The following is a 26,155-nucleotide window of genomic DNA, read 5'->3' on the forward strand; positions in this document are numbered from 1 at the left end:
CCTCCTATCGCGGCGAACCCCATCGCAGCAAGCGCGGCGGCATTGACAATCGACAAGGCTGCGCGATGCTCGGCGGCGTCATGACGTCGACACAACTCCTGATCGCCTGGCACAGCCGCACCGGCGCGAGCGAGGCGCTGGCGCGGGCTGCCGCCGAGGGCGCGGGCGATGCGGCCCTCTTGCTGGGGGCGAACGCGGTTACGCCGGAGCACTTGCTTTCTGCCGGCGGCTATCTGTTCGTCTGCCCGGAAAACCTCGCCACCATGAGCGGCGAGATGAAGGAGATGTTCGACCGCTGCTATTACCCGGTGCTTGGGCAGATCGAGGGCCGCGCCTATGCAACTATGATCGCCGCCGGATCCGACGGGGAAGGCGCGCAGCGGCAGATCGACCGGATCGCCGCCGGCTGGCGCCTGCGCCGCGTGGCCGAACCGGTGATCGTCAACACTGACGCGCAGACTCCCGAACAGATCATGGCCCGAAAGTCGTTGTCTGCGGATATACTCGATGCAGCCCGCCAACTTGGCGCGGCAATGGCCGAAGGACTTGGCAGCGGCATCTTTTAGGACAACTGCATCCGAAACGGACAGAATCTACCTTAACGGCCTCGACGTAATTTTTCAGGGCGCTTAGGGCTTTATGGCGAAGGGACGGGGGACGCATCGATAATGCAGCGGGGATCGGGAACACCGGCAGAGGTACGTCGCTGCCCCGACGGGCTCTATCTCCTGTTCGAGCCCAGGCAACGTCCCGACCGTTCAGCGCTGACGGGCGCGCTTGCGGCCATGCCGCAGGCTTCCGTCAGCCACGACCCCCTGCTGCATGACGAGGTTGCGGCGCCGGAAAGGCGCGAAAGTACGCGCGGCGGAGACTGGCTAGAACTGCTGCAATGGGGAATGACATTCGACTGCCTCGGCCTGTCCCCCGGACCGGGCGTCGCGGTCCCGCCTCTCGTTCACCGCTTCAACGTGCCCAGCAGTCTTGGTGACATAGCCACAGAGGCTATTGCGCTGGTTCCCGGCCCGCAGCTTGCCGACGCCGCCAACAGCCTGCCTATCGTTCGCTGCATGCTCGATATCGGCGCCGGTCTGGCAGAACACCTGCCGGGCGTGAAGGCGGTGTCCTGGGGCCCGTCCTGCAGCGCCATCGAACCGGATTTCTTCCTGCGCACGGTCAATGCATGGATTGACGGGGGGCCGTTTCCCGCGCTCGGGCTGGTCGGCTTCGCGGTCGGCGGCGACGGTGCGCTGGTTAGCGACGGGCTCGCCTGGTTCATCGGCCAGGAAATCCTCATTGCACCCGAACTCGCTCAGGATCGCATCGGGGCGACCCGCATGGCCGCGCGGCTGATGCACGAGCTGGTCAGGGCAGGGCCTCTTCAGGACAAATCGGAAGCCCGGTTCGAGGACGGGGTAATGGTCATGCTCGATCCTAAGGGAGACGGGACGGTGAGAGTAACTCCGATGTTAGACGAAAGAGGGGGTCGTGACGGGTCGTAATTCATTTTCAGGCGGGCGTTCCCGCCTGCCTTTCCGCGCGGTCAACCGGCGCGGGCAGCCGGGTCACGACCCTGCGTTGCAACGACATCACTTGCTGCCGCGCCAATTGCTCAACCGCGACTGCTTCGGCTCCATGTTCGCAGCGCTCGGGCGCGAGCGGATCGGGTTCGACGATTTCCGCACCAACGGCCTGCTGTTTCCGGCCAGCGAGCATGCGGCGCGGCGCACCGCCCTGCCGCTGCACCGCGGACCCCATCGCGATTACAACGCAATGGTGATCGAACGGGTTGGCTGCGTGGAGGGGGCATGGGCCGAGAAGCGCCGGCTCGACGCCGAGACTGCCGCCCACGAGGCCCTGCACCGGCTTCAATTGCTGCAGAAAGCCCTGCGGCGAAGGCTCCTCGACGAGGCGCGCCCGCTGCTGCTCAACCGCCGCGACCCGGTGGCCGCGGACCTCGATTTTTCCGATCTCGACGCGATGGCCGAAGCGCTGTGGAGCGCGGCGGCCTAGACCGTCCGCTTGTCGAGCGATTCCTTCGCATCGCGATATTCGCGTTCGAAGCGGGCGACCATGTCCTCGACAGGGCCGACCGACTTGACCGTGCCGATGCCCTGGCCCGAACCCCAGATGTCCTTCCACGCCTTGGCCTTGGTATTGCCGCCGCTGCCGAAATTCATCTTGGAAGGATCGCTTTCGGGCAGGTTGTCGGGATCGAGGCCCGCATTCTCGATGCTAGAACGCAGGTAGTTGCCGTGCACGCCGGTAAACAGGTTCGAATAGACGATGCCGTCCGCACTACCTTCGACGATGCCCTGCTTGTAGCCGTCTACCGCATTCGCTTCCTCGGTCGCGATCCAGGGCGAGCCGATATAGGCGAAGTCGGCACCCAGCGCCTGCGCGGCAAGGATCGACCGTCCGTGCGCGATCGAGCCGGACAGGGCGACCAGCCCGTCGAACCATTCGCGGATTTCCTGCATCAGTGCGAAGGGGCTGAGCGTGCCTGCGTGGCCGCCTGCACCGGCGGCAACCGGGATGAGGCCGTCGGCACCCTTTTCGATCGCCTTGTGGGCGAAGCGGTTGTTGATGACATCGTGCATGGTGATGCCGCCCCAGCCGCGCACCGCGTCAAAAATTTCCTCACGCGCGCCAAGCGAGGTGATGACCAGCGGCACCTGCCATTTCGCGCAGGTCGCCATGTCGGCCTCGATCCGGTCGTTCGAACGGTGGACGATCTGGTTGACGGCGAAAGGCGCAGCCGGACGGTCGGGATTGTCGCGGTTATAGGCTGCGAGTTCCTCGGTAATGCGGTGGAGCCATTCGTCGAGTTCGCTCTGCGGGCGTGCGTTGAGCGCCGGGAAGCTGCCGACGATGCCGGCCTTGCACTGGGCGATCACCAGCTCCGGACCGGAGACGATGAAGAGCGGCGATCCGATGACCGGCAGGCGCAGCTTGTCGAAGGGGGCGGGCAGGCTCATGCAGAAAGGCTCCTCTCTCGAATATGCGCGAACGCCTATGGCGCGCAGGCGCGCTTGTCGAGAGTGACGTTACGTAAACGTCAGGAGGCCGGCAGGACGTGCTCGATCCCGTAGATGCGCGCAGCTGTCCCTGCGAACAGCGCGCGCTTCTCGTCCTCGGAGTGGCTGCGGGCGAGGCGCTTGAACGCGTTCCACAGCACCGGGTAGCTCGCGCCCCAGCGGTCGACCGGGTAATTGCTTTCGAACATGGCCCGCTCGGGACCGAAGCTTTCGATGCAAGTCTCGATATAGGGGCGCCAGAGCGCAGCGAGGTGTTCGGACCCGTGACCCTTGGCGGGGCCGTCCTCGGGCATGCCGCAAAACGCCATGGCGAGGCCGCCCAGCTTGACCGCCACATTGGGGCATTCGGCGATGGCGTGGATGGAGCGGCGCCAGCGGTCGAAATTCTCGTGCAGCTTGCCCCTGTGGCTCGCGATATTGAGCGGGGTGCCGCAGTGGTCGAGGATGATCTGCTGGCCCGGAAACGCACGGGCAAGTTCGAGGACATCGCCGAGCTGCGGCTCGAGCAACCATGCGTCGAACGTCAGGCCGAATTGCGAATATGCTGCAAACCCGGCGCGAAAGGCGTCGCTGCCGTAGAGCCCTTCGGGTGCATGGAAGGGCGGGCCGAGAACCTCGGGGTCGGGATCCCAGGCCGAAGCGTGCCGGATACCGCGGAAACGGCCGTTGCCGGCGGCGACAAGCGCCTCGATGACCGGTTTGACCCCGTCGCCCAACGTCAGGTCTGCATGGCCTACGATGCCTGCGCAGGGACGGTAATCGCCGTAGAGCCCGCTCGCCCCCTGTGCGGCGACGCCATTGACGAATTCGACCTCGCCGACAGGCTTCATCGCATCGCCGCGCGACGCGTCGTAGAAAGCGCCGCATTCCATGAAAACCGTGCCGACGACATTGTGCCCGCTCTGCGTGTCGGCGAGCAGTTCGTCGAAGGTGTAATAGGGCGCGCCGGCAATTGCCTCGATGAAATCATGCCGAGGTTCGGGGAAGGCGGCCATCAGCGGGCGCAGGTCCCATAAGTGATGGTGCGGATCGATGATCGGAAGTTCGGGTTCGATTATCGCTTCGCTCATTCTTGCCTCTCCCCTTTGGCCGGTCAGGAAAACCCTCCAGGGTTCATTCCTGCCGTCTTACCACCTGCCCTGTCCAGCAAAGTGTGGACCGTGTCGGCATCGCATTTCCCGCGGAAACAATCCACCGACAGGAAGACCTTTCCCTTGCGGATTTCCTGTTCGTAGAGCGTGGCGGATACGCCGTCGACGTCGTGGTCGGTAAGCATCTTGGCGATGCCGCTACCGGTAGCGCCGATGATGCCAGTCACTGTCGCAACGGACGAAAGCGCGGAAGAGGTGAGCGCCCCGGCCACGGCCACCGGACCGACGCCGGGGATGAACAGGATCGCGGTCCCCAGAAGGGCACCGGCGATACCACCGCCGGCAATCGCTGTGGCCACGTCGACGATCCCGTGACCTTCGCCTGCGGTGTAATCGGGGTCGAGATACTGGCTGGTACGCCAGGCCAGCGAGATAGCGTCTTCCGATATATCGCTGCCGCACAGCAATTCGACCGCCTTCTCTGCAGATTCCACATTATCGAACACGGCGGTGACGACATTCGCTGTGCTGGAATGCAGGTGGCGGCGCGCCTCCACGAAGGCGCGTGCGAACCGGTCCCGGTCGCTTTCGTTGCCGAACACGGCGCGAAGGCCGGAGGACTGGTGCAGCTTCTTGACGCTCGGCGAGCCCGGGTCGCGGAACAGTGTGCGCAGCAGCATGTCGATGGTGGAGGGACGCAGCTTGGAGTCCGTGCCGCGGTTGATCCATTCGACGCGGCGGGGCCGCGGGTGTTCGCGGTCCAGGTAATAGAGCGCCGGTAGCTGGTCAGCCCGGACTACGTAGAACGGCTCCTCAACCAATTAATGCCCTCATATTGCGACCATAAAGGCCTGATAATCGGAGATACTCGCCAGTCTCATACCATAGTATACATGCTTAGATTGTATAGAAGGGCCATAGTCCCGATGCGGGGCACCCTGCCTGCAAATTACTCGGCAAGCTGCGCCGAGTTGGCTGCACTGAGCACTGCCCTGACGCTGGCGGTCGCGACGTCCTCGTCGATGCCGCATCCCCAGATTGTCCGCCCGTCGGGTGTCCGGCATTCGAGGTAGGCTGCGGCGTTGGCGTCGGTCCCTGCGCCCAGGGCATGTTCCGAATAATCGACCACTTCTAGCTCCACGCCGAACGCATCGCGCAGCGTCCCCATCACGCTGGAAATGAGGCCGTTGCCGCGGCCCGACACGCTTTGCGCGGTCCCACCGACCTCGATCCGGCCCGTGAAGATGCGTGTCCCGTCGCTGGCGCGGCTTTCCTCGTAATCGACCAGCTGGAAATGCTTGTCGCTGGTCTTGACGTGATAGGCCTTGCGGAATGCTTCCCAGATGTCGGCCGCATTGAGTTCGCGGCCCAGTTGGTCCGCCATGCGCTGGACATGGGGGCTGAAATCGGCCTGCATCTTCTTCGGCAGTTTCAAACCCTGGTCCTGTTCCAGCACCCAGGCGAAGCCACCCTTGCCGGACTGCGAATTGACGCGGATGACCGCCTCGTAGCTGCGTCCGAGATCGGCCGGGTCGATCGGCAGGTAGGGCACGCGCCAGTGCGGGTCGTTCTGCGTCTCCAGCGCCATGAAGCCCTTCTTGATGGCGTCCTGGTGACTGCCGGAAAAGGCCGTGTAGACCAGCTCGCCGCCATAGGGGTGGCGCTGGTGAACGGGGATCTGGTTGCAGTACTCGACCGTCTCGATGACGCGATCGATGTCGGAGAAGTCGATCCCCGGATCGACGCCCTGCGTATACAAGTTGAGCGCCATCGTAACGAGGCAGCAATTGCCCGTGCGCTCGCCATTGCCGAAAAGGCAGCCCTCGACGCGGTCCGCCCCTGCCATCAATGCGAGTTCCGCCGCAGCGACGCCGGTGCCGCGGTCATTATGTGTGTGGAGGCTGATCACCGCGCTGTCGCGGTTCGGCAGGTTGCGGATGAAATATTCGACCTGGTCGGCATAGATATTGGGCGTCGCCGCCTCGACCGTGGCGGGCAGGTTGAGGATGATCGGATGGTCCGGCGTGGGGGTGAGCACCTCCATCACAGCCTCGCAAACCTCGAGGCTGAAATCGAGCTCGGCGGTGGAGAAGGTTTCCGGGCTATACTGGAAATGCCAGTTCGTGCCGGGCTGTTTTCCCGCCTCGTCACGCATCACCTTGGCGCCGTGGACGGCAATGTCGCGCACCTGGTCTCGGGTCATGCCGAAGACGACTTCGCGCCATGCAGGGCTGACCGCGTTGTAGAGATGGACGATGGCCGCGTGCGCGCCTTCGAGGCTGGCAAAGCTGGTGCGGATCAGGTCTTCGCGGCTTTGCGTGAGGACCTGCACCAGCACGTCCTGCGGGATGCGTCCCGACCGGACGAGGCCGGAGATGAAATCGAACTCCGTCGCGCCGGCGCTGGGAAAACCGACCTCGATCTCCTTCACGCCGATCTCGACCAGCAGGTCGAAGAACCGGTTCTTCTTGTGCGCGTCCATCGGGTCGACGATCGCCTGGTTCCCGTCGCGAAGGTCGGTCGAGAGCCAGCGGGGCGGGGCGGTGATGGTGCGCGTCGGCCATTTCCGGTCGGGCAGGTTGACCTGCGGGAATGCGCTGTACTTGGTGCTCGGATCGCGAAGCATGGACATTGGGAAAACTCGTATCGGTAACTGCGAAGGTCGGTTCGGCCCTTGGGTGCGCGGCGCACCCTTTCGGCACGCCTAGGTCACGCCCAAGGGCGGGTAAGTCGCAGAATTAGTCCGATGCGGTTCATGTCATGCTGCATTGCGCAATATTACCCCGAGTTCAAGCCGAAGTTTTGGAAATTATCGCCAGCGCAGCCGTTCGCGGGTCAATTGTTCCACCGAGGTGACCCCCATCAGCCGCATCCCCCGCTCGATTTCGTCGCGCAGGATGGCAAGTGCACGCTCGACGCCCTCCTGTCCCGCAGCTGCCAACGCATAGAGATAAAGCCTGCCGCCCGAGGCCGCAGTGGCCCCCGTGCACAGGCTCTTCAGAACATGGGTGCCGCGCCTGACCCCGCCATCGCAGATGATCTCGATTTCGCCGCCGACCGCATCGACGATCTCGGACAACTGGTCGAAGGGCGAGCGGCTGCCGTCGAGCTGCCTGCCGCCGTGGTTGGAAATCATGATCGCATCGGCACCGATCTCGACCGCGCGGCGGGCGTCGGCTGCGCTCATCACGCCCTTCAGGCAGAATGTGCCGCCCCAGTCCTGTCGGATCTTCGCGGCCGTATCCCAGTCCATGCCGGTATCGAGCATGGTGTTGAAATAATCCTGGATGCTGACCGCCTTGCCGGTTCCTTCCTGCACGTGCCCGTCGAGATTGGGCAGGCGGAATTTGGGCGAGAAAACGTAATTGAGCGTCCAGTACGGCCGTGTCGCATAGCTCCACAGCGAGGAGGCGGAAAAGCGCGGCGGCGTCGTGAACCCGGAGCGCAGGCACCGCTCGCGCTTGCCGGAAACGATGGTATCGACCGTCAGCGCCAGCGCATCGAAACGCGAGGCCTGACAGCGTTCGATCATGCTGGCGTTCAGGCCCTTGTCCTTGTGGACGTAGAGCTGGAACAGCTTCGGCCCGCTGGTGAGCGCGGCCACTTCCTCGATCGAATGCGTGGCGAGGCTGGAGATGCCGAACCACACCCCGAATTTCTCCGCCGCCTTGGCCACGGCGCGTTCGCCGTCACGGTGGAAGGCCCGCTGCAGCGCGGTCGGACTGAGCATCAGGGGCAGGGCGCTCTTGCGGCCCATGATCGTGCAGGAGGTGTCGATTTCCGCTACGCCGGCCAGCACGTCGGGCACCAGGTCGACGCTGTCGAAGGCCGCAGTGTTGCGTGCCTTGGTAATCTCGTCATCGGCGGCCCCGTCGATATAGTCGAACACCGGCCAGGGCAGGCGCGCCTGCGCCAGTCTGCGGAAATCCTCGATATTGTGGCAATCGGACAGGCGCATGGTCAGCTTCGTCCCAAGGCGGCTTTTTCGGCGTCGGTTAGCGATAGGGGCCGTGCGACCGGAGCCTTCGTGACGGGATCGAACAGGGCGTAGCGCTTGCTAGCGCCGGAGAGCTTGTCGGCGAAGAGGCGCACGATCACGCGGCGGATCATCGCGAATGCAGTGACGGGCGGCGTCACCACGTCGGGGCCGGTCGCGTGCTCGGCAAAGACGCTGCCCCTCGGCGGGCCGAGCACTGCTTCGCGCTTCGCCTTGTCGCAGCCTGCAGTGATCATGCTGAGGAACGGCCAGCGACCATTGTCCATCGTGTTGAACAGCGGCGTACGGCAATCGCGGCAGAACCAGCGCAAGGTCTGCTTGCCAGCCATGTTCACGCAGGCGAGGTGATCGAGCCCGCGTTCGATGCGCAGGTGACCCACGCGGGTCTGGTAGACCGAGGACCCGCCTGCCGCATCCAGCACCTCCGCATCCTTGCCCAGATAGCGCGCAAAATCGCGGCAGTCGTTGCAATAGCAGACATAGCGGTCGCCGGCTTTGGGGCCGACGTCCACCAGCGTCCCGGCAATCGCGCCGCAGGAACAGGAAAAGGGCAGGTCTTGCATAGGCTTATCCTGCCCCTAATCCCGTGATGCGCAAGCCCTCAGTTCTTGTCCTTGTCGACCAGCTTGTTCGCGCCGATCCAGGGCATCATCGCGCGCAGCTGGGCGCCGGTCTGCTCGATCGGGTGGGCTGCGGCAGCCTTGCGGCTGGCCTTGAGTTCGGGCTGGCCTGCCTGGTTGTCGAGCACGAAATCCTTAACGAAGCGGCCCGACTGGATGTCCTTGAGGACGCGCTTCATCTCGGCCTTGGTTTCGTCGGTGATGATGCGAGGGCCGGTCTTGATGTCACCGTATTCGGCGGTGTTCGAGATCGAATAGCGCATGTTGGCGATGCCGCCTTCATAAAGCAGGTCGACGATCAGCTTGGTTTCGTGGAGGCACTCGAAATAGGCCATTTCGGGCGCGTATCCGGCCTCGACCAGCGTTTCGAAACCGGCCTGGATAAGGTGGGTGATCCCGCCGCACAGAACGGCCTGTTCGCCGAAGAGATCGGTTTCGCACTCTTCCTTGAAATCGGTCTCGATGATGCCAGACCGGCCGCCGCCGACCGCGCTGGCGTAGGAAAGCGCAAGCTGCTTGGCGAACCCGTTGCCGCCCGACTGGCTCGATTCCTGGTGGACCGCGATGAGGCAGGGCACGCCGCCGCCCTTGAGGTATTCGCCGCGCACCGTGTGGCCGGGGCCCTTGGGTGCGATCATGATGACGTCGACGTCTGCCGGCGGGTCGATCAGGCCGAAGTGGATGTTGAGGCCATGCGCGAAGGCCAGCGCTGTGCCCGGGCGCATCTTGCCGGCGATCTCGTTCGCATAGATCGAAGCCTGGTGCTCGTCGGGCGCGAGGATCATCAGGACATCAGCCCATGCGGCGGCTTCGGCGACCGTCTTCACCGTGAAGCCTGCGCCTTCGGCCTTCTTCGCCGTCGCCGAACCTTGGCGCAGCGCGATGACGACTTCGCCAACCCCGCTGTCGCGGAGGTTCTGCGCATGCGCGTGGCCCTGGCTGCCATAGCCGACGATGGCGACCTTCTTGTCCTTGATGAGCTGCTGGTCGCAATCGGTATCGTAATAGACTTGCATTGGATTCCTCGTTCTACGCGCCGGCCGCGCCGCGCATCATACCCACGATCCCCGAGCGGCCGACCTCGACGAGGCCGAGTTCGCGCATCAGGGCGATGAAACTGTCGATCTTGTCCGGCGCGCCGGTCAATTCGAAGACGAAACTGCTGGTGGTGGTGTCGACCACATTGGCGCGGAAGAGCTCGGCGATACGAAGCGCTTCCACGCGGTTGTCACCCTTGCCCGCGACCTTCACGAGCGCCAGTTCGCGTTCGACATGCGCGCCCTGTTCGGTGAGATCGATGACCTTGTGTACGGGCACGAGGCGTTCCAGCTGGGCGCGGATCTGGTCGATCACCGGCTCCGGACCGCGCGTCACGATAGTGATTCGGCTGATCGCATGGTCTTCGGAAATGTCGGCCACGGTCAAGCTGTCGATGTTGTAGCCGCGCGCGGTGAACATGCCCGAAATCTTGGCAAGGATGCCGGCCTCGTTGTCGACGATCACGTTCAGCACGTGCCGTTCGCTGGCCTGCTCGGCGATTTTCACTGCGCACGCTCCTGCCACACCGGCTCGAACATGCGGCCTTCGCCGTCGTATTCGCGCAGGAAATCGCGCCCGCGCCGCACCGCTTCGAAATTGTCGGTCTGGCGCGAGAGGTCGAGCTGGTCGGGCAACAGGGTCCAGTTCTCGTCGCCATGCTTTTCCGCCACGTCCATGCCGACGAAGCGGTGACCGTCCTCTTCCAGCCAGTCGAGCAGCTGTTCGGCATCGGCGCGGTTGAACCAGCGTCGCCGTTCGGCGCGCGCGGCGAATTCGGTCGGGATTTTCGAATGCATACCCATCAGACAAGTGCCTTTGCTTCGTCGTCCATCGTGCCGCCCACCTGGTCGCCATAGAGCAGCATGTCGGTGTGCGCCGCGCCGCTCGGGATCATCGGGAAGCAGTTTGCTTCCTTGGCGACCTGGCAGTCGACCATGACCGGCCCGTCATGCGCGAGCATAGCCTCGATCCCGGCGTCGAGCTGGCTTTCGTCCTCGATGCGGATACCCTTCCAGCCATAGGCTTCCGCCAGCTTCACGAAATCGGGCAGGCTGTCGGAATAGCTGTTGGAATAGCGGCTCTCATAGGTCAGTTCCTGCCACTGGCGGACCATGCCCATGTATTCGTTGTTGAGGATGAAGACCTTGACCGGCAGGCGGAACTGGCTGGCCGTGCCGAGCTCCTGGATGTTCATCTGGATGCTCGCTTCGCCCGCGATATCGATGACGAGGCTGCCCGGATTGCCCAGCTGCGCGCCGATCGCAGCAGGCAGGCCATAGCCCATCGTGCCGAGCCCGCCGCTGGTGAGCCACTTGTTCGGACCGCGGAAACCGAAATACTGCGCTGCCCACATCTGGTGCTGGCCGACCTCGGTAGTGATGATCGGATCGCGGTCTTTCGTCAGGGCGAACAGGCGCTCGATGCTCTTCTGCGGCATGATCGCGTCGCTGCGGTCGGGATAGGCGAGGCAGTCGCGCGCTTTCCAGCCGAGGATACGGGCCTGCCATTCGGACAGGTCGTTCGGCTTGCGGCCACCCCATGCCTGCAGCATCTGGTCGAGCACATGGGCACAGTCGCCCACGATACCGAGGTCGACGCGCACGATCTTGTTGATCTGCGCCCGGTCGATATCGATGTGCACCTTCTTCGCTTGCGGGGCGAAGGCATCGAGGCGGCCCGTGACACGGTCGTCGAACCGCGCGCCGACGGCAATGATCAGGTCGGCCCGGTTCATCGCCATGTTGGCTTCATAGGTGCCGTGCATGCCGAGCATTCCCAGCCAGTCTGGATGGTCGGCGGGAAATGCGCCGAGGCCCATGAGCGTGCTCGTCACCGGTGCGCCGGTGGCGCGCTGCAGCTTACGCAGCAGTTCGGTCGCGCGGGGGCCGGCATTGATCACGCCGCCGCCGGTATAGAGGACAGGGCGCTGCGCTTCGGCGAGCATGGCGACCGCCTGGGCAATCTCGTCCTGCGAGCCTTCGATCTGCGGCTGGTAACGGTGCGAGGGCAGGGGCGCCTCGTCCTGGTCGCCCCAGGATGCCAATGCGATCTGCACGTCCTTGGGAATGTCGACGACCACGGGGCCGGGGCGCCCGGTCGTGGCGATGCGGAAGGCTTCCTCGATCGTGGCGCGCAGGCGCTCCGGGTCCTTCACGAGGTAATTGTGCTTGGTGCAGTGGCGCGTGAGGCCGATCGTGTCGGCTTCCTGGAACGCGTCGGTCCCGATCAGCGCAGTCGGCACCTGGCCGGTGATGACCACCATCGGGATGGAATCGAGATAGGCATCGGCGATGCCGGTGACCGCATTGGTCGCACCCGGACCGCTGGTGACGAGCACCACACCGGGCTTGCCGGTCGAGCGCGCATAGCCTTCCGCCGCATGAGCCGCGCCCGCTTCGTGACGGACGAGGATATGGCGGATGTCGTCATCGGCGAAGAGTTCGTCGTAGATCGGCAGCACTGCGCCGCCGGGATAGCCGAATACGAATTCGACGCCCTGCCGCTTCAGGCATTCGATCAATATGGCAGCACCGCTGCGCTCTTCCGACACGTTTTCCTCCGTCTCAAAGTGACAAATCGGCCCGGTGCTGGGGTCATAGCACCGAGCCGACTGGACCTTTCGTATGAGAAACGAAAAGCGTGCTGTCAACTCGATTTGCGCAATAAAGATACAAAAATATCTTCAACCGAGATATTTTTGCAATCACTGCGCGGCCAGTTCCCCGGCGGTTGGTGCCGGAACCACGTATATTGCCGCTTTGCGTACTGGCGCGTAGCGGTCTGGCCAGCGACGATGGCTTGAGCCAGCGATAGATCGCCTTTGAGGGCGGCCGCGATTTCGCGCACTCCGATCGCTCTCATGACCGGCAGGGCCGGGTCGAGATTGCGCGCCAGCAGCGCCTCGACTTCCTCGATGGCCCCTTGGTCCAGCATGATTTCGAACCGGCGGTCGCAGCGTTCGTACAGCCAGTCGCGGTCCGGCAGGAGGATGAGCGGGTGCAGGTCGATATCCGCGCCGATCCCGCCTTCCTTGTGCTCCTGCCAATAGCTCAGCGGGTGTCCGGAGGAGCGGACAACTTCGAGCGCCCTTGCGGTGCGCGCGGTATCGGCCGGGGCCAGGCGGGCTGCGGCCATGGGATCCTCGAGTTCCAGAGCGGTGCGGGCATCCGCCTGCGACAACGCACGCACCTCTTCGCGCACGGCCGGATCGATCTGCGGGATCGGTGCGATGCCTTCCAGCAGGGTTCGCATGTAGAGACCCGTACCGCCGCACAGGATCGGTACCGCCCCTTCGGCATGGAGCGCGGCGATTTCGCGCTTCGCCGCCTCCGCCCAATCGGCTGCGGAGCAGGCCTGTGCGCCGTCCCATGCGCCGAACAGGCGATGCTCGATGCCGCCCATCTCTTCCTCGTCGGGCCGGGCCGAGAGCACCCGCAGGTCGGCGTAGACCTGTGCGCTGTCGGCATTGATCACCACGCCGCGCCGGCCGTCCGCTTCCAGCAGCTGTGCGAGCCGGACCGCGAGATCGCTCTTGCCGCTGGCGGTCGGCCCTGCAATGAGCGCGACCGGCCGTCCGGCCCCGTTGGTTTCAGGAGATTGCGCAGTGCTCATCGCCCGGCTGATAGCAGAGGAAGAGGGACTGGAAACCCGCCTCGATACCGCAGGCGCCGCACTTGAATCCGCTGGCACGCCGATCGCTGCGGCAGGCATGCTGGAATTCTGCGGCAACGTCCTCGAACTGACCATGCCGCGCGGCGATGCGCTGGAGGTGGCCGACATCCTGGGCGAGCATTTCGGCGATTGCGACATGCTGGTCGCAATGGACGAGATCGCCGTGCCACGTCTGTTCGTCTCCGACATGGATTCGACCATGATCGGTCAGGAATGCATCGACGAACTGGCCGACTACGCGGGGATCAAGGACCGCGTCGCCGATATTACCGAGCGTGCCATGCGCGGCGAACTCGATTTCGAGGCTGCGCTGCGCGAACGTGTGGGCCTGCTCGAAGGGCTGGCCGAAGCGGCCATCGACCAGTGCCTCGACGAACGCATCCGCCCGGTCCCGGGTGCGCGCACGCTCGTCCAGACGCTGAAGGCGCATGGTTGCCGCACGGTCCTCGTCACCGGCGGCTTCCACCATTTCGCCGATCCGGTTGCGCAGCAGCTCGGTTTCGAACGGGTCGTCGGTAATCGGCTTGCCGTGGGCGAGGGCAGGCTGACCGGCGGTCTTGCCGGACCGGTCAGCGATGCCTCGACCAAGCTGGCCACGCTGGAGGAAGAGCGCGCTGCCCTGGGCGATGGAGCCCGCGTCCTCGCCTCGGGAGACGGGGCGAACGATATCCCGATGATCGGCGCGGCCGATTACGGCTTCGCCTATCGCGCAAAACCCAAGGCCCGCGCTGCGGCAAACGGAAGGGTTTCGAGCGAGGACCTGACAGTCATCCTGTCGCTCCTCGGGATCGGCCGCGAGGACTGGACGCAGGGCTAAGTGCCCATGGAATGACGGTAACGTCCAATCGGACATAGTGCATTTGCACTATCCTCCTGCTTCGACTTTTCCAGAATACGAAGCAGCAGGAACCAATGACTTCCATCACGCCGATGGCCGATTTCGCGCCCGATGGAACCCCGTTCCGGCATCCCGAACGCCCAGAGCAGAAACGCAGCCTGCGCCGCGCTTTCAGGCACTATCGCGAACTGCTCAGGGACAAGGAGGAAACCTCCCACGTCTTCCATATCTTCGACGCCCTGCCGTCACGCCATACGGAGCGGCTGGCTCGCAAGCTGGCGCTGAGCGAACACGGGCAGATGCTGCGTCGCAAGGAGCCCTACCTGCCCGAAATCCTCGACGACCATGATGCTCTGCGGCGCCTGCCCAAGGGCAGCGTGGCCCATGCCTATTGCGATTTCATGCAGGGCCAGAAGCTGTCGGCGCAAGGCCTCGCGGACCAACAGAAGAAGATGGGCAGGCCGCGCTATGGCGACCTGCTCGAATGGTTCGGCTGGCGCCAGCGCGACACGCACGACCTGCTTCATGTCCTTACCGGATATGGGCGCGATGCGCTGGGCGAAGCCTGCGTGCTCTTGTTTACGCACGGGCACGCGCCCAACCACGCCAACCTCCTGCTGGGCTATAGCGGTGGCTTCAGGATCAGGCGCAAAGTGAAGACGTCAGCCCCGGTGCTCGACGCGGTTCGTGAAGCGCACCGGATCGGCAAGGATTGCGATGGCGTGATTGCCCACCCGGTGAGCGAGGTCCTGATGATGGACCTGGAAAAAGCGCGCGAGCGCTTCGGGTTCCAACGTCCTCATGCCTATCACCGCTGCCACGAGGTCTGGCACCGCGAGGGGCACGACCCGCGCGAAATGCTGCGGGCGGCCTAGCTCACAACCAGCTGGCGATCTGCGTCAGGGGCTTCTTGTCCAGCGCGTGCCGCGGGACCGTCGCGCCTTCTGCAGGCAGGCCGGCGACCACCACCATCAGCGGCTTTTCATGTTCGGGCCGGCCGCAGATTTCGCGCAGGAACCCCATGGGCGAGGGCGTGTGGGTCAGAGTGGCAAGCCCGGCTTCGTGCAGCGTCGCGATCAGCATTCCGCAGGCGATGCCCACGCTTTCGGTGACGTAGTAATTCTGCGTTTTCCCGTCTTCGGCGATCCCGCCTTTGCGCTGAGCGAACACCACGATGAGCCAGGGGGCGGTCTCCAGGAACGGCTTGTCCGCATCGGTACCCAGCGGGGCCAGTGCATCGAGCCATTCGGCACTGGCTTTGCCGGCGTAGAATGCGCGCTCTTCCGCCTCGGCTGCTTCGCGAATGGCGCGTTTCTTGTCGGGCGAGGATACGACGGCAAAATGCCACGGCTGATGGTTCGCGCCATTGGGCGCGGTGCCCGCCGCCTCGATTGCGGCCACGATAACCTCGCGCGGGACCGGCCGGTCTGAGAAATAGCGGCAGGTTCGCCGCTCCTTCAGCTTGTCCCGCATGGCCTGCGCGCGGGAAATCCGGTCCTCGTCGGCGAGGTCCGGCAGGTCGTAAGCGATGCTCTCGTGGTCTTGCATGTCCCCTCCTATCGGCAATTCGCGGCGCGGAGGGAACCCGTTACATGGACAGGCAATTTACACTATTGTAAGTTGCGCGCTGCAATGGAGCTTCGCATGGCACTTATCGAACGTCCGCTTGTCCATCCTGACCGCAAGACCAGCCGCATCCGGCCGCTCAAGGCCTGGCGCCATTTCCGCAAGCTGGTCGCGGACAAGGAAGACACTGCGCAGGTGTTCCACATCATCGAATCGCTGAAGGGCAAGCGCAGCCACCGGCAGGCGTGGGACTTCATCGCATCGGAAGAAGGCCAGCGGTTCCTCGCGGACGAAACCGACATTCCTGCCATGCTGGACGAACATTCCCGCTGGGCGGACTGCGGGCCTGAAACCGTGGCGGCGCACTATATCGCCTTCATGAAGCGTGAAGGCTTGTCGGCGGCCGGACTGGTCGCCGAATCGCACAAGTTCCTGCCGCCCGAAAAGCGCTACGACGACCTGACGGAATGGTATTTCAGCCGCCTGCGCGATACGCACGACCTTTTCCACGTCCTGACCGGATACGGGCGCGATGCGCTGGGCGAGGCGGCGTTGCTCGGCTTCAGCTACGAACAGAACCACAATCACGGCATCCTCTTCATCGCCTATGCCGGTGCGCGCGAGATCAAGAGGTCGACCGGCACGGCTGCGCCTTTGTTCGACGCCATTCGCGAAGGGCGCGAACTCGGGCGCAAGGCCGCCAAGCTGGCGCACATGGATGTCGCCAGCGTGATGCGCGAAGACATTGCCGATGCCCGTCGCCGCCTCAATGTCGGCAAGCCGGAAACCTATTTCCGTTGCCTCGAGATCATGCGGTCCGAAGGCCTGACCGAAGAGGACTACATGCCTCCGCAGGCTCAGGCCGCCTGACCTTCAGCGCAGTTCCTTGCGGATCACCAGCTTGAGGCCCGACCAGGTCTCGTCCACCGCACACACCTTCGTATCGACGAGGCCCATCGGCAGGCACACCTCGCGAATGGTGTCCTCGGTGATGTCGGTCGCCAAGCCGGACGCTTTCTTGGGCCAGCTGACCCAGATGTGACCGTCACTGGCGATAGCCTCGCGCAGCACCGCGAGCTTTTCTTCCATTGCCGCGCGTTCGGTCACGAAGATGTGCGCTGCATCGGGATTGTCCTCAGGGCCAGCCGCGAAACTCAGTTCGAGCGCATATTCGTCTATCTCGTCGATCACGTGCTCGGGCATGCCGTCGAACCAGACACGCTGGCCGTCGCGCAGATTGAGCTTCTTCGCCAGCGGCGTTCCGGAATAGGCTGAATTCATCTTACCGGCTCCATCCCTGCATGCCGCAATCGGCCAGGTCGACTGCCAGGTGCCACAGCGCACCAAGTGCAAACGCGCGAATCCACCATTTCGGCACGGCCAGCATGACCACGTAGATCCCTGCGGCGACCCAGCCATGTAGCGGGTGGAAACCGATGCTGCACCTGTCCGGATCGAATACCGGATCGGCCAGCAAATGGTCGAGGTCGATCACGTTCGCCGCGGCCATGACCGCGCCTGCTCGCAGCCAGTCCCTTGCAAAGACCAGCCGCGCGATCAGGAAGGGGGCAAGCCAGTGGCCGGCGTAATGCAGCACGAACTGCAGCACGGCCACGGCCTTGTCCTCAGGCTTCCATCCAGTCGTGGAAGAAGCTCTGGTGCGCTTCGCGCAGCTTGCTCACGGGGACGCCGAACAGGCTGTCGCCGCCGACCGTACCGAGGCGGCGGAAACCGACGCGCGCGGTGTCCTCATTTTCCGTGCCCTTGGCGAGATAGGCATTGAAAGCCTCTGCATCGGGAACGGTGATCACGTAGCGGCCCTGGTCCTCGCCGAACCACCACTGGGCCTGCGTATAGTCGTCATTGCCGACCACTTCCGCGCCGAGCCCGCTCGCCATGGCCATTTCGGCCAGTGCGACCGCAAGACCGCCGTCAGACACATCGTGCACCGCGCTGACGAGGCCGGCCTGGATCAGTTCGCGTACGCCTTCGCCGGCGTTCTTTTCCAGCGTCAGGTCGACGGGCGGAGCGCGGCCTTCGTCGCGGCCGTGGATCTCCGCGAGCCACAGCGACTTGCCGATGTGTGAACGCTGCGGGTCGGGCGTGGCCCATTCCTCGGCGTGGATGAGGTAGATCGCCTCGCCCGCGGCCTTGAAGGGCATCGTCATCATCTTGTCGTAGTCGTCGATCAGGCCGACGCCGCCGATAGCCGGGGTGGGCAGGATGGCCGATCCGCCACCAGTCGCCTTGCTCTCGTTGTAGAGGCTGACGTTGCCCGACACGATCGGGAAATCGAGCGCACGGCAGGCGGCGCCCATGCCTTCGAGGGCGTGGACGAACTGCGCCATGATCTCCGGACGCTGCGGATTGGCGAAGTTGAGGCAGTTGGTCACGGCCAGCGGGCGTGCGCCCACCGCGCTGAGATTACGATAGGCTTCCGCGATCGCTTGCTTGCCGCCTTCGTAGGGGTCGGCATGGACATAGCGCGGCGTACAGTCGGTGCTGATCGCCAGCGCCTTTTTCGTGCCGTGAACGCGCACGACACCGGCATCGCCGCCAGTCTGCAGCGTGTCCGCGCCGACCTGGCTGTCGTACTGTTCCGAAATCCACCGCCTCGAGGAAAGGTTGGGCGATGCCAGCAGCGTCAGCAAGTCTGCGCCCACGTCCTGCGTGTCCGGACGGTCGGTCATCGGCTTGATGCCCGCCCAGGCGGTGTATTCTTCCTTGGAGAGATACGGGCGGTCATATTCGGGGGCATCGGCAGCGAGCGGGCCGAGCGGGATGTCGCACACCACTTCGCCGTCGAATTCGAGCACCATGTGCCGCGTGTCGGTCACTTCGCCGATGACCGCGAAATCGAGCTCCCACTTGCGGAAGATCGCTTCGGCCATGGCCTCCTTGCCGGGCTTCAGCACCATGAGCATGCGCTCCTGGCTTTCGCTCAGCATCATTTCGTAAGGGGTCATGCCTTCCTCGCGGCACGGCACCTTGTTCATATCGAGGCGGATGCCTGCCTTGCCGTTGGTCGCCATTTCGACCGACGAGGAGGTGAGGCCGGCTGCACCCATGTCCTGGATCGCGACAATGGCGTCGGTCGCCATCAGTTCGAGGCAGGCTTCGATCAGCAGCTTTTCGGTGAAGGGGTCGCCGACCTGCACCGTGGGGCGCTTGGCATCGGCATCTTCCTCGAAATCGGCGCTGGCCATGGTGGCGCCGTGGATACCGTCGCGCCCGGTCTTGGAGCCGACATAGACGATCGGGTTCCCGACGCCGGTCGCGGCCGAATAGAAGATCTTGTCCGCATCGGCCACGCCCACCGTCATCGCGTTGACGAGGATGTTGCCGTCATAGGCCGGGTGGAAATTGGTCTCGCCGCACACGGTCGGGACACCGACGCAATTGCCGTAGCCGCCGATGCCCGAAACCACGCCCTTGACGAGGTGCTGCATCTTGGGGTGGTCGGGCCGTCCGAAGCGCAGCGCGTTTGCGTTCGCGACGGGGCGGGCGCCCATCGTGAACACGTCGCGCAGGATGCCGCCCACGCCCGTCGCCGCGCCCTGGTAGGGTTCGATGTAGGAGGGGTGGTTGTGGCTCTCCATCTTGAAGATGGCGGCCTGGCCGTCGCCGATATCGATAACGCCCGCGTTCTCGCCCGGACCGCAAATCACCCACGGCGCCTCGGTCGGCAGCTTCTTGAGGTGCAGGCGGCTGGACTTGTAGGAACAGTGCTCGCTCCACATCACCGAGAAGATGCCGAGTTCCACAAGATTGGGCTCGCGGCCGAGCGCGTGCAGGACGCGGTCGTATTCTTCTTCGGAGAGGCCGTGCTGGGCGACGATGTCGGGGGTGATTTCGCTCATGGCGCGCGCCTTACGGTCCCGCGCGCGCGGGCGCAATATGCGGCGCTGCGCTTTTCCCTACAGCGGCGGGCTGGCGCGGTTCAATCCGACCTCGTTGCGGTGCCAGCGCGTGCTGCCGACCCATGATGCGACGAGGGTCAGTATCCCGAAGGCGACGAGGCCCGTGACGAGGAAGGGGAAACCCACGGTTTCCGGCTCCGGCCCGAACCAGTTGACAACCTGGAACAGCAGCAGGGTGCCCAGCAGGATCAGCGGGGGAACCACCGGCCCCTTGGTCCGGCGCAGGTACCACCAGAAGCACAGGCCCACGAGCGCAAGCTCCACCAAGATGGCGGCAACCGGATAGTTCCACAGGCCGAGGCCATGCCGGTCCGGACCGCCCGCAAGCGTGAGGTCGGGACGGTGCGATACCCAGTCGAGCACCCAGTGCGACATCACCACGATCGCTGCCCAGGTCGCGGCAATAGCGTTTCGCAGCATGACGCCGACCACGATGGCGAAGCCAAGCGCGAACCCCGCCGTGCCAACCAGCGAGTGCGTAATCGGGTAATCGTAGAAATCGAGCGGGTTCATCGCCGTGATACCCGGTGTGAGGCGCAAATGCTCCAGCCCGCCCATCGCGAACAGGAAAAAGGCCCAGTCGGTCAGCTGCGCGGCGATGAACAGCGTGCCCAGCTTGGGTGCCTCGTCGGTGATGGCGCGCGCGGCAAACGCCGGGGCGAAGTGGCCGATGAACATGTCTTTGCGGTTCCGGTCAGGCGAGCCGCTGGGCGGCGAAGGTCGCGACCGACGCGGCTACGCAGGTAGCGAAAGCGCCCCAAATGATGTCCGCGACCGTGACCGTCGTCGACCACTGGCGCAGCGTTGCCTGGTTGGTGAGGTCATAGGTCGCATAACAGATCGCCCCGAGCAGCGCCCCGTTGAGCGCGGCCTGTCCGATGCCCCCGGCAATCCCGGGTCGCACGGCGAACCAGACGATTGCAGCGATATAGGCGGTGTAGAACACCAGCGCCGGCCCCATGCGGAAGCTGTCGGCCAGTATGTCGCCGAGGCGGGGGCGATAGAAATTGTCTCCGGCCCAGCCCAGCCAGATGGCATCAAGCGCGCCAAAGGCCAGCGCCGCAGCGATGAAGGCGACAATCCACGTCATATCCGCTCCCCTGTTTTGCCATCTTCTTGACCGCGCGCCCGTGCCCCGTCAATGCTCCGCCGCATATGACAGAGGGTCAAGACAAGCCGATTGGCGAAATGAGCTTCGAGGAGGCGCTTCGCGCGCTCGAAGGGGTCGTGCGCAGCCTTGAAAGCGGCGAGGTCCCGCTCGATGAAAGCATCGCGCTCTACGAGCGGGGCGAGGCGCTGCGCAAGGCGTGCCAGGCGCGGCTCGATGCGGCGCAGGCGCGGATCGAAAAGATCGTGCAAGGCGGCGACGGCGCGCCTTCGGGCACTGTCCCGTTTGACGCGGAAAGCTGAGGCGTGAACGCGATGTCCGGCATGCCCGACCTGCTCGCCGAAGCCTTCGAACAGGTCCAGGCCGAAGTCGACGGGGCGTTCGACGCCTTCCTGCCAGTGCCGCAGGACACCCGCGCCCGGCTGGTGGAAGCCATGCGCTATTCCGTCATCGGCGGGGGCAAGCGGGTCCGCCCGCTGCTGGTCTGTGCGACGGCGCAGCTCTTCGGCGTCTCGCGGCAGGCCGCCGTCAACGCCGGATGCGCAGTCGAGGCGATCCATGCCTATTCGCTTATCCATGACGACTTGCCCTGCATGGACGACGACGATTTGCGCCATGGCAAGCCGACGCTGCACAAGGCCTTCGACGAGGCGACCGCCGTGCTGGCGGGCGACTGCCTGCACGCGCTGGCCTTCGATATCCTGACCATGCCCGACACCAGCAGCGATCCGTTCGTCCGTGCCGAACTCGTGGCGGCACTCGCCAAGGCCAGCGGGCACGACGGCATGGCCGGCGGGCAGATGATGGACATCATGTCCGAAGAGCAGGAATACGACCTCAGGCAGATTACCCGCCTCCAGCAGCTCAAGACCGGGGCACTCCTTGCGGCCAGCGTGGAAATGGGCGCAATCCTCGGCCGCGTTCCCCCGGAAGGCCGCACGCATTTGCGCGCCTATGCCCGCGACATCGGCCTCGCTTTCCAGATCGCCGACGACCTACTCGACGTTGAAGGGGACGAGGAGAAAGCCGGCAAAGCGCTGCGCAAGGACGAGGGGCAGGGCAAGCAGACCTTCGTCACGATCATGGGCCGCGAACAGGCGCGCGCGCAGGCGGAAATGCTGGTAGAGCAGGCCGGCCAGCACCTCGCCGGCCATGGCGCGGACGCAAGGCTGCTGGCGGAACTGGCGCGCTTCATCGTGAAGAGGGACCATTGATGAGCACCCGTATCGGCATCTACCCCGGAACCTTCGATCCCATCACTCTGGGCCATGCGGATATTATCCGGCGCGGTTCCAAGCTGGTCGACAAGCTGATCATCGGGGTGACGACCAACCCATCGAAGAACCCGATGTTCTCGACCGAGGAACGCTTCGCCATGGTGGAGCGCGAGATCGAGCGGCTCGGGCTCGACAATGTCGAGGTGGTCGGGTTCAACGCGCTGCTCGTCAAATTCGCGCAGAAGATGGGCGCCAATGTCCTCATCCGCGGGCTGCGCGCCGTCGCCGACTTCGAATACGAGTACCAGATGGCCGGGATGAACCAGCAGCTCGACAGTGAAATCGAGACGGTCTTCCTTATGGCAGACGTCTCGCTGCAGCCGATCGCCTCCAAGCTGGTCAAGGAAATCGCCCTGTTCGGCGGTGACATCACGCCCTTCGTCAGCAAGGCCGTTTGCGAGGACGTGATCGCGCGTGTGGAAGAAAAGGGCCGGCTGGGCGACTATTGACGCTGTCCAAGCTATTCATTGAACCGACAGCGCCCGCTCGCTAGGGCAAGCGCCACATCAGACATTTCGACGGATACACGATGTTCAAGACCACGCTTGCCATTGCTGCCGCAACCCTGACGGTAATCGCTCCCGTCGCTGCAACCGCGCAGGACGCGGAAGCCGCCGCGCCGCGCAAGGTTCTCCAGCCGATCAATTACAGCCAGCAGGAAGATCCGGAGAATATCCTCCTTCTCGACCTGTCGAACGGCGAACGCGTTGCCATCCGCCTCATGCCGAGCTGGGCGCCCAACCATGTGGAGCGTATCAAGACGCTCGCCCGCGAGGGTTTCTACGACGGCGTCATCTTCCACCGCGTGATCGACGGATTCATGGCGCAGACCGGCGATCCGACCGGCACCGGCCAGGGCGGCTCGACGTATCCCGACCTTGAGGAAGAGTTCAATTTCATGCCGCACGTTCGCGGGACCGTCTCGATGGCCCGCGCCGCGAGCGAAGACAGCGCGAACAGCCAGTTCTTCATCGTGTTCTATCCGCGCTTCAGCCTCGACAAGCGCTACACCAACTTCGGCCGCGTGATTTCCAACATGGATGCCGTGGACCGGATCAATCGTGGCGAACCGCCGCAGAACCCGACCCGCATCATGCAGGCCTCGATCGCGGCCGATAACAAGCCGGCTCCTGCTGCGCCGCGCATCATGACCGAAGCGGAAGTGACCGCCGACGATCTGAACTCGCCGATCAGCTAAGTGCTTTAACTGTCATCGCCCTGCGTCTAGAGGCGCGGGCGATGAAAGTTGATCTCTTCGATTTCGAACTACCCAACGAACGCATTGCGTTGCGCCCGGTACGTCCGCGCGATGCGGCGCGCATGCTGCTGGTCGAAGGCGAGGCGGCGCCGTTTCGCGATTGCGGCGTGCGCGACCTGCCCAAGCTGCTGCGCCGCGGGGACGTACTGGTTTTCAACGATACCCGCGTCATTCCCGCACAGCTGGAAGGGCGACGCGGCGAAGCGCGCATCGGCGCGACCCTGCACAAGCGCGTGGACCTGCGCCGCTGGCAGGCCTTCATCCGCAATGCCAAGCGCCTGAAGCCGGGCGACCGCGTCGAATTCGGCGGCGGTGTCGAGGCGGTCGCGGAAGAACGCCTGCCCGACGGCAGTTTCGTCCTCGCCTTTGCCGGGGAAGAGCCAGTCGAAGTCCTGCTGGAGCGGGCGGGGCGCATGCCGCTGCCGCCCTATATCGCGGGCAAGCGCGAAACCGACGCGCAGGACCGCGAGGATTACCAGACGATGTTCGCCGCCGAGGACGGCGCAGTGGCCGCGCCCACCGCATCGCTCCATTTCACGCCGCGTCTGGTCGCCGCGCTGGACGAAGCCGGTGTCGGGCGCGAGATGCTGACCCTCCACGTGGGTGCGGGCACTTTCCTGCCGGTCAAGGCGGACGACACCGACGACCACACCATGCATTCCGAATGGGGCCGGATCGAGCCGGAGGTCGCGGAACGCCTCAACGCAGCGCGCGAGGCTGGCGGGAGAATCATCGCTGTAGGCACGACCAGCCTGCGCCTGCTCGAAAGCGCGACCGGTGAGGACGGTGTGATCCGTCCCTTCGCCGGCGACACGGATATCTTCATCACGCCTGGCTACACTTTCCGCGCAGTCGATGGCCTGATGACCAATTTCCACCTGCCAAAATCCACGCTGATGATGCTGGTGAGCGCGCTAATGGGACGCGAGCGCATGATGGCCGCCTATGCCTATGCAATTGCCAACGAATACCGCTTCTATTCCTATGGTGACTCCTCGTTGCTTCTTCCCTAGTCGGGTTGCATGAACGAACCGATCCTGGAGCTTGAGGGACTGACGAAGGTTTATCCCGGCGGGCTCAAGGCGCTCGACGATGTGAGCCTTTCGATCAGGCCGGGCGAAATATTCGCGCTGCTCGGCCCAAACGGAGCTGGCAAGACGACTCTGATCGGGGCGGTTTGCGGCCTCGTCAGGCCGAGCTCGGGCAGGATGAGCGCATTCGGGCATGATCTTGCGACCGACTGGCGCAAGGCACGGGCGCGGATCGGCCTAGTGCCGCAGGAACTCAGCACCGACATGTTCGAGCCGGTGATCCGCGCGGTCAGCTATTCGCGCGGCCTGTTCGGCCTTGCTCCCCATCCGGCGCGGATCGAGGAAATCCTGCGCAGCCTCAGCCTGTGGGACAAGCGGGATGAGCGGATCATGGCGCTGTCCGGCGGGATGAAGCGCCGCGTGCTGATCGCCAAGGCGCTGGCGCACGAGCCGGACCTCCTGTTCCTCGACGAGCCGACTGCCGGCGTCGATGTCGAATTGCGCAAGGGCATGTGGGCGATCATCGACCAGATGCGCGCACGCGGCGTCACCATCATCCTAACCACGCATTACATCGAGGAAGCCGAGCTGATGGCCGACCGGGTCGGTATCATCAATCGCGGCAAGTTGCTGATGGTCGATGAAAAGGACGCCATGATGGCACGGCTCGGCCGGACTGAAGCGCATATCGCGCTGGCCGCGCCGCTTGCCGTGCTGCCGCCAGCGCTTTCCCGATTTCCCGTCGAACTCGAAGAATGCGGTACATCGCTGTGCTATCGCGGGGGTGACGGTACGGGGAAGGGCAAGGCGGAAGTAGCCGAGCTGACCAAGGCGCTGGTGGCCGAGGGTATCGATTTCACAGGCATAGAGACACGTGAGAGCAGCCTCGAAGACATCTTCGTTTCCCTGCTGGGCGATGGGGAGGTCGCGGCATGATCGGATGGCGTTCGACCTGGTCGATCTACAAGCGCGAGCTGGTGCGTTTCCTGCGTACCGCCTTCCAGTCAGTGCTGGCACCGGTGCTGACGACCTCGCTCTATTTCATCGTTTTCGGTGCCGCCATCGGGGGGCGGATGCCCGACCTTGGCGGGGTCGATTACGGCGCCTTCATCATCCCGGGCCTGCTCATGCTGACGCTGTTGGGCGAGACGACCAGCAATAGCAGTTTTGGTATCTACATGCCGCGCTTCACGGGCACGATTTACGAGCTGCTGAGTGCTCCGGTCGGGGTGGCAGAGACGCTGATCGGCTTCGTCGGGGCCGCGGCAACCAAGAGCCTCATCCTTGCCGCAATCATTCTCGTGACGGCGCGTCTGTTCGTGGACTACTCGATTGCCCATCCGCTGCTGGCGGTTGTCTACATCATGCTGGTGGCCGCGGCCTTCAGCCTGTTCGGCTTCATCCTCGGTATCTGGGCCGATAATTTCGAGAAGCTGGGCATCATCCCGATGCTGTTCCTGACCCCGCTCACCTTCCTTGGCGGCACGTTCTATTCGATAGATATGCTGCCCAAGCCCTGGGATACGATCGCATTGGCAAACCCGATCGTCTATCTCGTCAGCGGGCTGCGCTGGACCTTCTACGGGTCGAGCGACGTGGACATCAGGATCAGCTTTGCAATCACGCTCGGCTTCCTTGCCGTTTGCGTCGCGATCATCGCCTACATCTTCAAGACAGGCTGGCGACTGCGCGCCTGACAGGCTA

The 26,155-nt window shown here is 64.3% G+C and carries 30 protein-coding genes; 13 read left to right on the plus strand and 17 right to left on the minus strand.

What is annotated here, in order from left to right; genetic code table 11:
• The first annotated feature begins 80 nt into the window (after nucleotides 1-80).
• From LCL94_RS11880 to LCL94_RS11890, 3 genes are all read left to right on the plus strand, one after another.
• A complete protein-coding gene (locus LCL94_RS11880; protein ID WP_224832714.1) occupies nucleotides 81-566 on the plus strand; it encodes a flavodoxin family protein in 486 nt (161 codons plus the stop codon).
• A 102-nt stretch (nucleotides 567-668) separates the two neighbouring features.
• Complete coding sequence (locus LCL94_RS11885; RefSeq protein WP_224832381.1) at nucleotides 669-1,499, plus strand: hypothetical protein; 831 nt, start codon at nucleotides 669-671, stop codon at nucleotides 1,497-1,499.
• Nucleotides 1,486-2,010: an AHH domain-containing protein gene (locus LCL94_RS11890; RefSeq protein WP_224832382.1), complete on the plus strand. Its 525-nt coding sequence runs from the start codon at nucleotides 1,486-1,488 to the stop codon at nucleotides 2,008-2,010. Before LCL94_RS11885 ends, LCL94_RS11890 begins: the two co-directional genes overlap by 14 nt.
• On the opposite strand, the gene LCL94_RS11895 is transcribed toward LCL94_RS11890, so the two are convergent.
• The 11 genes from LCL94_RS11895 to miaA form a co-directional block, all read right to left on the minus strand.
• Nucleotides 2,007-2,975, minus strand: coding sequence for an NAD(P)H-dependent flavin oxidoreductase (locus LCL94_RS11895; protein WP_160606690.1), 969 nt, complete (start codon nucleotides 2,973-2,975; stop codon nucleotides 2,007-2,009). The two genes, LCL94_RS11890 and LCL94_RS11895, sit on opposite strands and share 4 nt — an antisense overlap.
• A gap of 80 nt (nucleotides 2,976-3,055) precedes the next feature.
• Nucleotides 3,056-4,105: an amidohydrolase family protein gene (locus LCL94_RS11900; protein ID WP_224832383.1), complete on the minus strand. Its 1,050-nt coding sequence runs from the start codon at nucleotides 4,103-4,105 to the stop codon at nucleotides 3,056-3,058.
• 23 nt (nucleotides 4,106-4,128) lie between these two features.
• Nucleotides 4,129-4,947, minus strand: coding sequence for a hypothetical protein (locus LCL94_RS11905; protein WP_224832384.1), 819 nt, complete (start codon nucleotides 4,945-4,947; stop codon nucleotides 4,129-4,131).
• Nucleotides 4,948-5,075: 128 nt separating this feature from the next.
• A complete protein-coding gene (gene leuA, locus LCL94_RS11910) occupies nucleotides 5,076-6,758 on the minus strand; it encodes a 2-isopropylmalate synthase (RefSeq protein ID WP_224832385.1) in 1,683 nt (560 codons plus the stop codon).
• A gap of 177 nt (nucleotides 6,759-6,935) precedes the next feature.
• Nucleotides 6,936-8,084 (minus strand): alpha-hydroxy acid oxidase, encoded by a 1,149-nt coding sequence (locus LCL94_RS11915; protein ID WP_224832386.1) that lies wholly within the window; start codon nucleotides 8,082-8,084, stop codon nucleotides 6,936-6,938.
• 2 nt (nucleotides 8,085-8,086) lie between these two features.
• Nucleotides 8,087-8,686 carry a DUF6151 family protein gene (locus LCL94_RS11920; RefSeq protein ID WP_224832387.1) on the minus strand — a complete coding sequence of 200 codons (600 nt, stop codon included), beginning with the start codon at nucleotides 8,684-8,686 and terminating at the stop codon, nucleotides 8,087-8,089.
• Nucleotides 8,687-8,724: 38 nt separating this feature from the next.
• The gene (gene ilvC / locus LCL94_RS11925; RefSeq protein ID WP_224832388.1) at nucleotides 8,725-9,759 is read right to left on the minus strand and encodes a ketol-acid reductoisomerase; all 1,035 of its coding nucleotides are present in this window, start codon (nucleotides 9,757-9,759) and stop codon (nucleotides 8,725-8,727) included.
• 13 nt (nucleotides 9,760-9,772) lie between these two features.
• Nucleotides 9,773-10,288, minus strand: coding sequence for an acetolactate synthase small subunit (ilvN, locus tag LCL94_RS11930; RefSeq protein ID WP_160606704.1), 516 nt, complete (start codon nucleotides 10,286-10,288; stop codon nucleotides 9,773-9,775).
• Nucleotides 10,285-10,584, minus strand: coding sequence for a hypothetical protein (locus LCL94_RS11935; RefSeq protein ID WP_222553579.1), 300 nt, complete (start codon nucleotides 10,582-10,584; stop codon nucleotides 10,285-10,287). The genes ilvN and LCL94_RS11935 overlap by 4 nt, the downstream gene beginning before the upstream one ends.
• Entirely contained in the window at nucleotides 10,584-12,332 is a 1,749-nt protein-coding gene (gene ilvB, locus LCL94_RS11940; RefSeq protein WP_224832389.1) for a biosynthetic-type acetolactate synthase large subunit, read from the minus strand. Before ilvB ends, LCL94_RS11935 begins: the two co-directional genes overlap by 1 nt.
• 95 nt (nucleotides 12,333-12,427) lie before the next feature.
• On the minus strand, nucleotides 12,428-13,393 hold the full coding sequence (miaA, locus tag LCL94_RS11945; RefSeq protein ID WP_224832390.1) for a tRNA (adenosine(37)-N6)-dimethylallyltransferase MiaA: 966 nt from the start codon (nucleotides 13,391-13,393) through the stop codon (nucleotides 12,428-12,430).
• Here miaA and serB point away from each other — a divergent pair.
• Together serB and LCL94_RS11955 are read left to right on the plus strand one after the other, a co-directional pair.
• The gene (gene serB, locus LCL94_RS11950) at nucleotides 13,386-14,270 is read left to right on the plus strand and encodes a phosphoserine phosphatase SerB (RefSeq protein WP_224832391.1); all 885 of its coding nucleotides are present in this window, start codon (nucleotides 13,386-13,388) and stop codon (nucleotides 14,268-14,270) included. The genes miaA and serB overlap by 8 nt on opposite strands.
• Nucleotides 14,271-14,365: 95 nt before the next feature.
• The gene (locus tag LCL94_RS11955) at nucleotides 14,366-15,166 is read left to right on the plus strand and encodes a Coq4 family protein (RefSeq protein WP_224832392.1); all 801 of its coding nucleotides are present in this window, start codon (nucleotides 14,366-14,368) and stop codon (nucleotides 15,164-15,166) included.
• Between the two features lies 1 nt (nucleotide 15,167).
• Here the strand turns inward: LCL94_RS11955 and LCL94_RS11960 are convergent, their stop codons facing one another.
• A complete protein-coding gene (locus LCL94_RS11960; protein ID WP_224832393.1) occupies nucleotides 15,168-15,839 on the minus strand; it encodes a nitroreductase family protein in 672 nt (223 codons plus the stop codon).
• A 96-nt stretch (nucleotides 15,840-15,935) separates the two neighbouring features.
• On the opposite strand from LCL94_RS11960, the gene LCL94_RS11965 reads away from it, so the two are divergent.
• Nucleotides 15,936-16,727, plus strand: a complete 792-nt coding sequence (locus tag LCL94_RS11965; protein WP_224832394.1) for a ubiquinone biosynthesis protein COQ4 — start codon at nucleotides 15,936-15,938, stop codon at nucleotides 16,725-16,727.
• 3 nt (nucleotides 16,728-16,730) lie between these two features.
• Here the strand turns inward: LCL94_RS11965 and LCL94_RS11970 are convergent, their stop codons facing one another.
• The 5 genes from LCL94_RS11970 to LCL94_RS11990 are packed head-to-tail and all read right to left on the minus strand — an operon-like array spanning nucleotide 16,731 to nucleotide 20,867.
• Nucleotides 16,731-17,138 carry a DUF3052 family protein gene (locus LCL94_RS11970; RefSeq protein WP_224832395.1) on the minus strand — a complete coding sequence of 136 codons (408 nt, stop codon included), beginning with the start codon at nucleotides 17,136-17,138 and terminating at the stop codon, nucleotides 16,731-16,733.
• Between the two features lies 1 nt (nucleotide 17,139).
• A complete protein-coding gene (locus LCL94_RS11975) occupies nucleotides 17,140-17,472 on the minus strand; it encodes a DUF6122 family protein (protein ID WP_224832396.1) in 333 nt (110 codons plus the stop codon).
• A gap of 10 nt (nucleotides 17,473-17,482) precedes the next feature.
• Nucleotides 17,483-19,717, minus strand: coding sequence for a phosphoribosylformylglycinamidine synthase subunit PurL (gene purL / locus LCL94_RS11980; protein WP_224832397.1), 2,235 nt, complete (start codon nucleotides 19,715-19,717; stop codon nucleotides 17,483-17,485).
• A 57-nt stretch (nucleotides 19,718-19,774) separates the two neighbouring features.
• Nucleotides 19,775-20,455 carry a hypothetical protein gene (locus LCL94_RS11985; RefSeq protein WP_224832398.1) on the minus strand — a complete coding sequence of 227 codons (681 nt, stop codon included), beginning with the start codon at nucleotides 20,453-20,455 and terminating at the stop codon, nucleotides 19,775-19,777.
• A 16-nt stretch (nucleotides 20,456-20,471) separates the two neighbouring features.
• Entirely contained in the window at nucleotides 20,472-20,867 is a 396-nt protein-coding gene (locus LCL94_RS11990; RefSeq protein WP_222553569.1) for a DUF2177 family protein, read from the minus strand.
• A 65-nt stretch (nucleotides 20,868-20,932) separates the two neighbouring features.
• Here LCL94_RS11990 and LCL94_RS11995 point away from each other — a divergent pair, with 65 nt between their 5' ends.
• The 7 genes from LCL94_RS11995 (at nucleotide 20,933) to LCL94_RS12025 (ending at nucleotide 26,148) form a co-directional block, all read left to right on the plus strand.
• Entirely contained in the window at nucleotides 20,933-21,187 is a 255-nt protein-coding gene (locus tag LCL94_RS11995; RefSeq protein ID WP_224832399.1) for an exodeoxyribonuclease VII small subunit, read from the plus strand.
• 12 nt (nucleotides 21,188-21,199) lie between these two features.
• Nucleotides 21,200-22,099 carry a polyprenyl synthetase family protein gene (locus LCL94_RS12000; protein ID WP_224832715.1) on the plus strand — a complete coding sequence of 300 codons (900 nt, stop codon included), beginning with the start codon at nucleotides 21,200-21,202 and terminating at the stop codon, nucleotides 22,097-22,099.
• Nucleotides 22,099-22,611 carry a pantetheine-phosphate adenylyltransferase gene (gene coaD / locus LCL94_RS12005; RefSeq protein ID WP_222553567.1) on the plus strand — a complete coding sequence of 171 codons (513 nt, stop codon included), beginning with the start codon at nucleotides 22,099-22,101 and terminating at the stop codon, nucleotides 22,609-22,611. Before LCL94_RS12000 ends, coaD begins: the two co-directional genes overlap by 1 nt.
• A gap of 80 nt (nucleotides 22,612-22,691) precedes the next feature.
• Nucleotides 22,692-23,360, plus strand: coding sequence for a peptidylprolyl isomerase (locus LCL94_RS12010; protein WP_224832400.1), 669 nt, complete (start codon nucleotides 22,692-22,694; stop codon nucleotides 23,358-23,360).
• A 41-nt stretch (nucleotides 23,361-23,401) separates the two neighbouring features.
• Nucleotides 23,402-24,433: a tRNA preQ1(34) S-adenosylmethionine ribosyltransferase-isomerase QueA gene (gene queA, locus LCL94_RS12015; RefSeq protein WP_224832401.1), complete on the plus strand. Its 1,032-nt coding sequence runs from the start codon at nucleotides 23,402-23,404 to the stop codon at nucleotides 24,431-24,433.
• 9 nt (nucleotides 24,434-24,442) lie between these two features.
• Nucleotides 24,443-25,387: an ABC transporter ATP-binding protein gene (locus LCL94_RS12020; RefSeq protein ID WP_224832402.1), complete on the plus strand. Its 945-nt coding sequence runs from the start codon at nucleotides 24,443-24,445 to the stop codon at nucleotides 25,385-25,387.
• The gene (locus LCL94_RS12025; protein WP_160606738.1) at nucleotides 25,384-26,148 is read left to right on the plus strand and encodes an ABC transporter permease; all 765 of its coding nucleotides are present in this window, start codon (nucleotides 25,384-25,386) and stop codon (nucleotides 26,146-26,148) included. The genes LCL94_RS12020 and LCL94_RS12025 overlap by 4 nt, the downstream gene beginning before the upstream one ends.
• The last annotated feature ends 7 nt before the right edge of the window (nucleotides 26,149-26,155 follow it).

Source organism: Qipengyuania gaetbuli (assembly GCF_020171365.1).
GTDB lineage: Bacteria > Pseudomonadota > Alphaproteobacteria > Sphingomonadales > Sphingomonadaceae > Qipengyuania > Qipengyuania gaetbuli_B.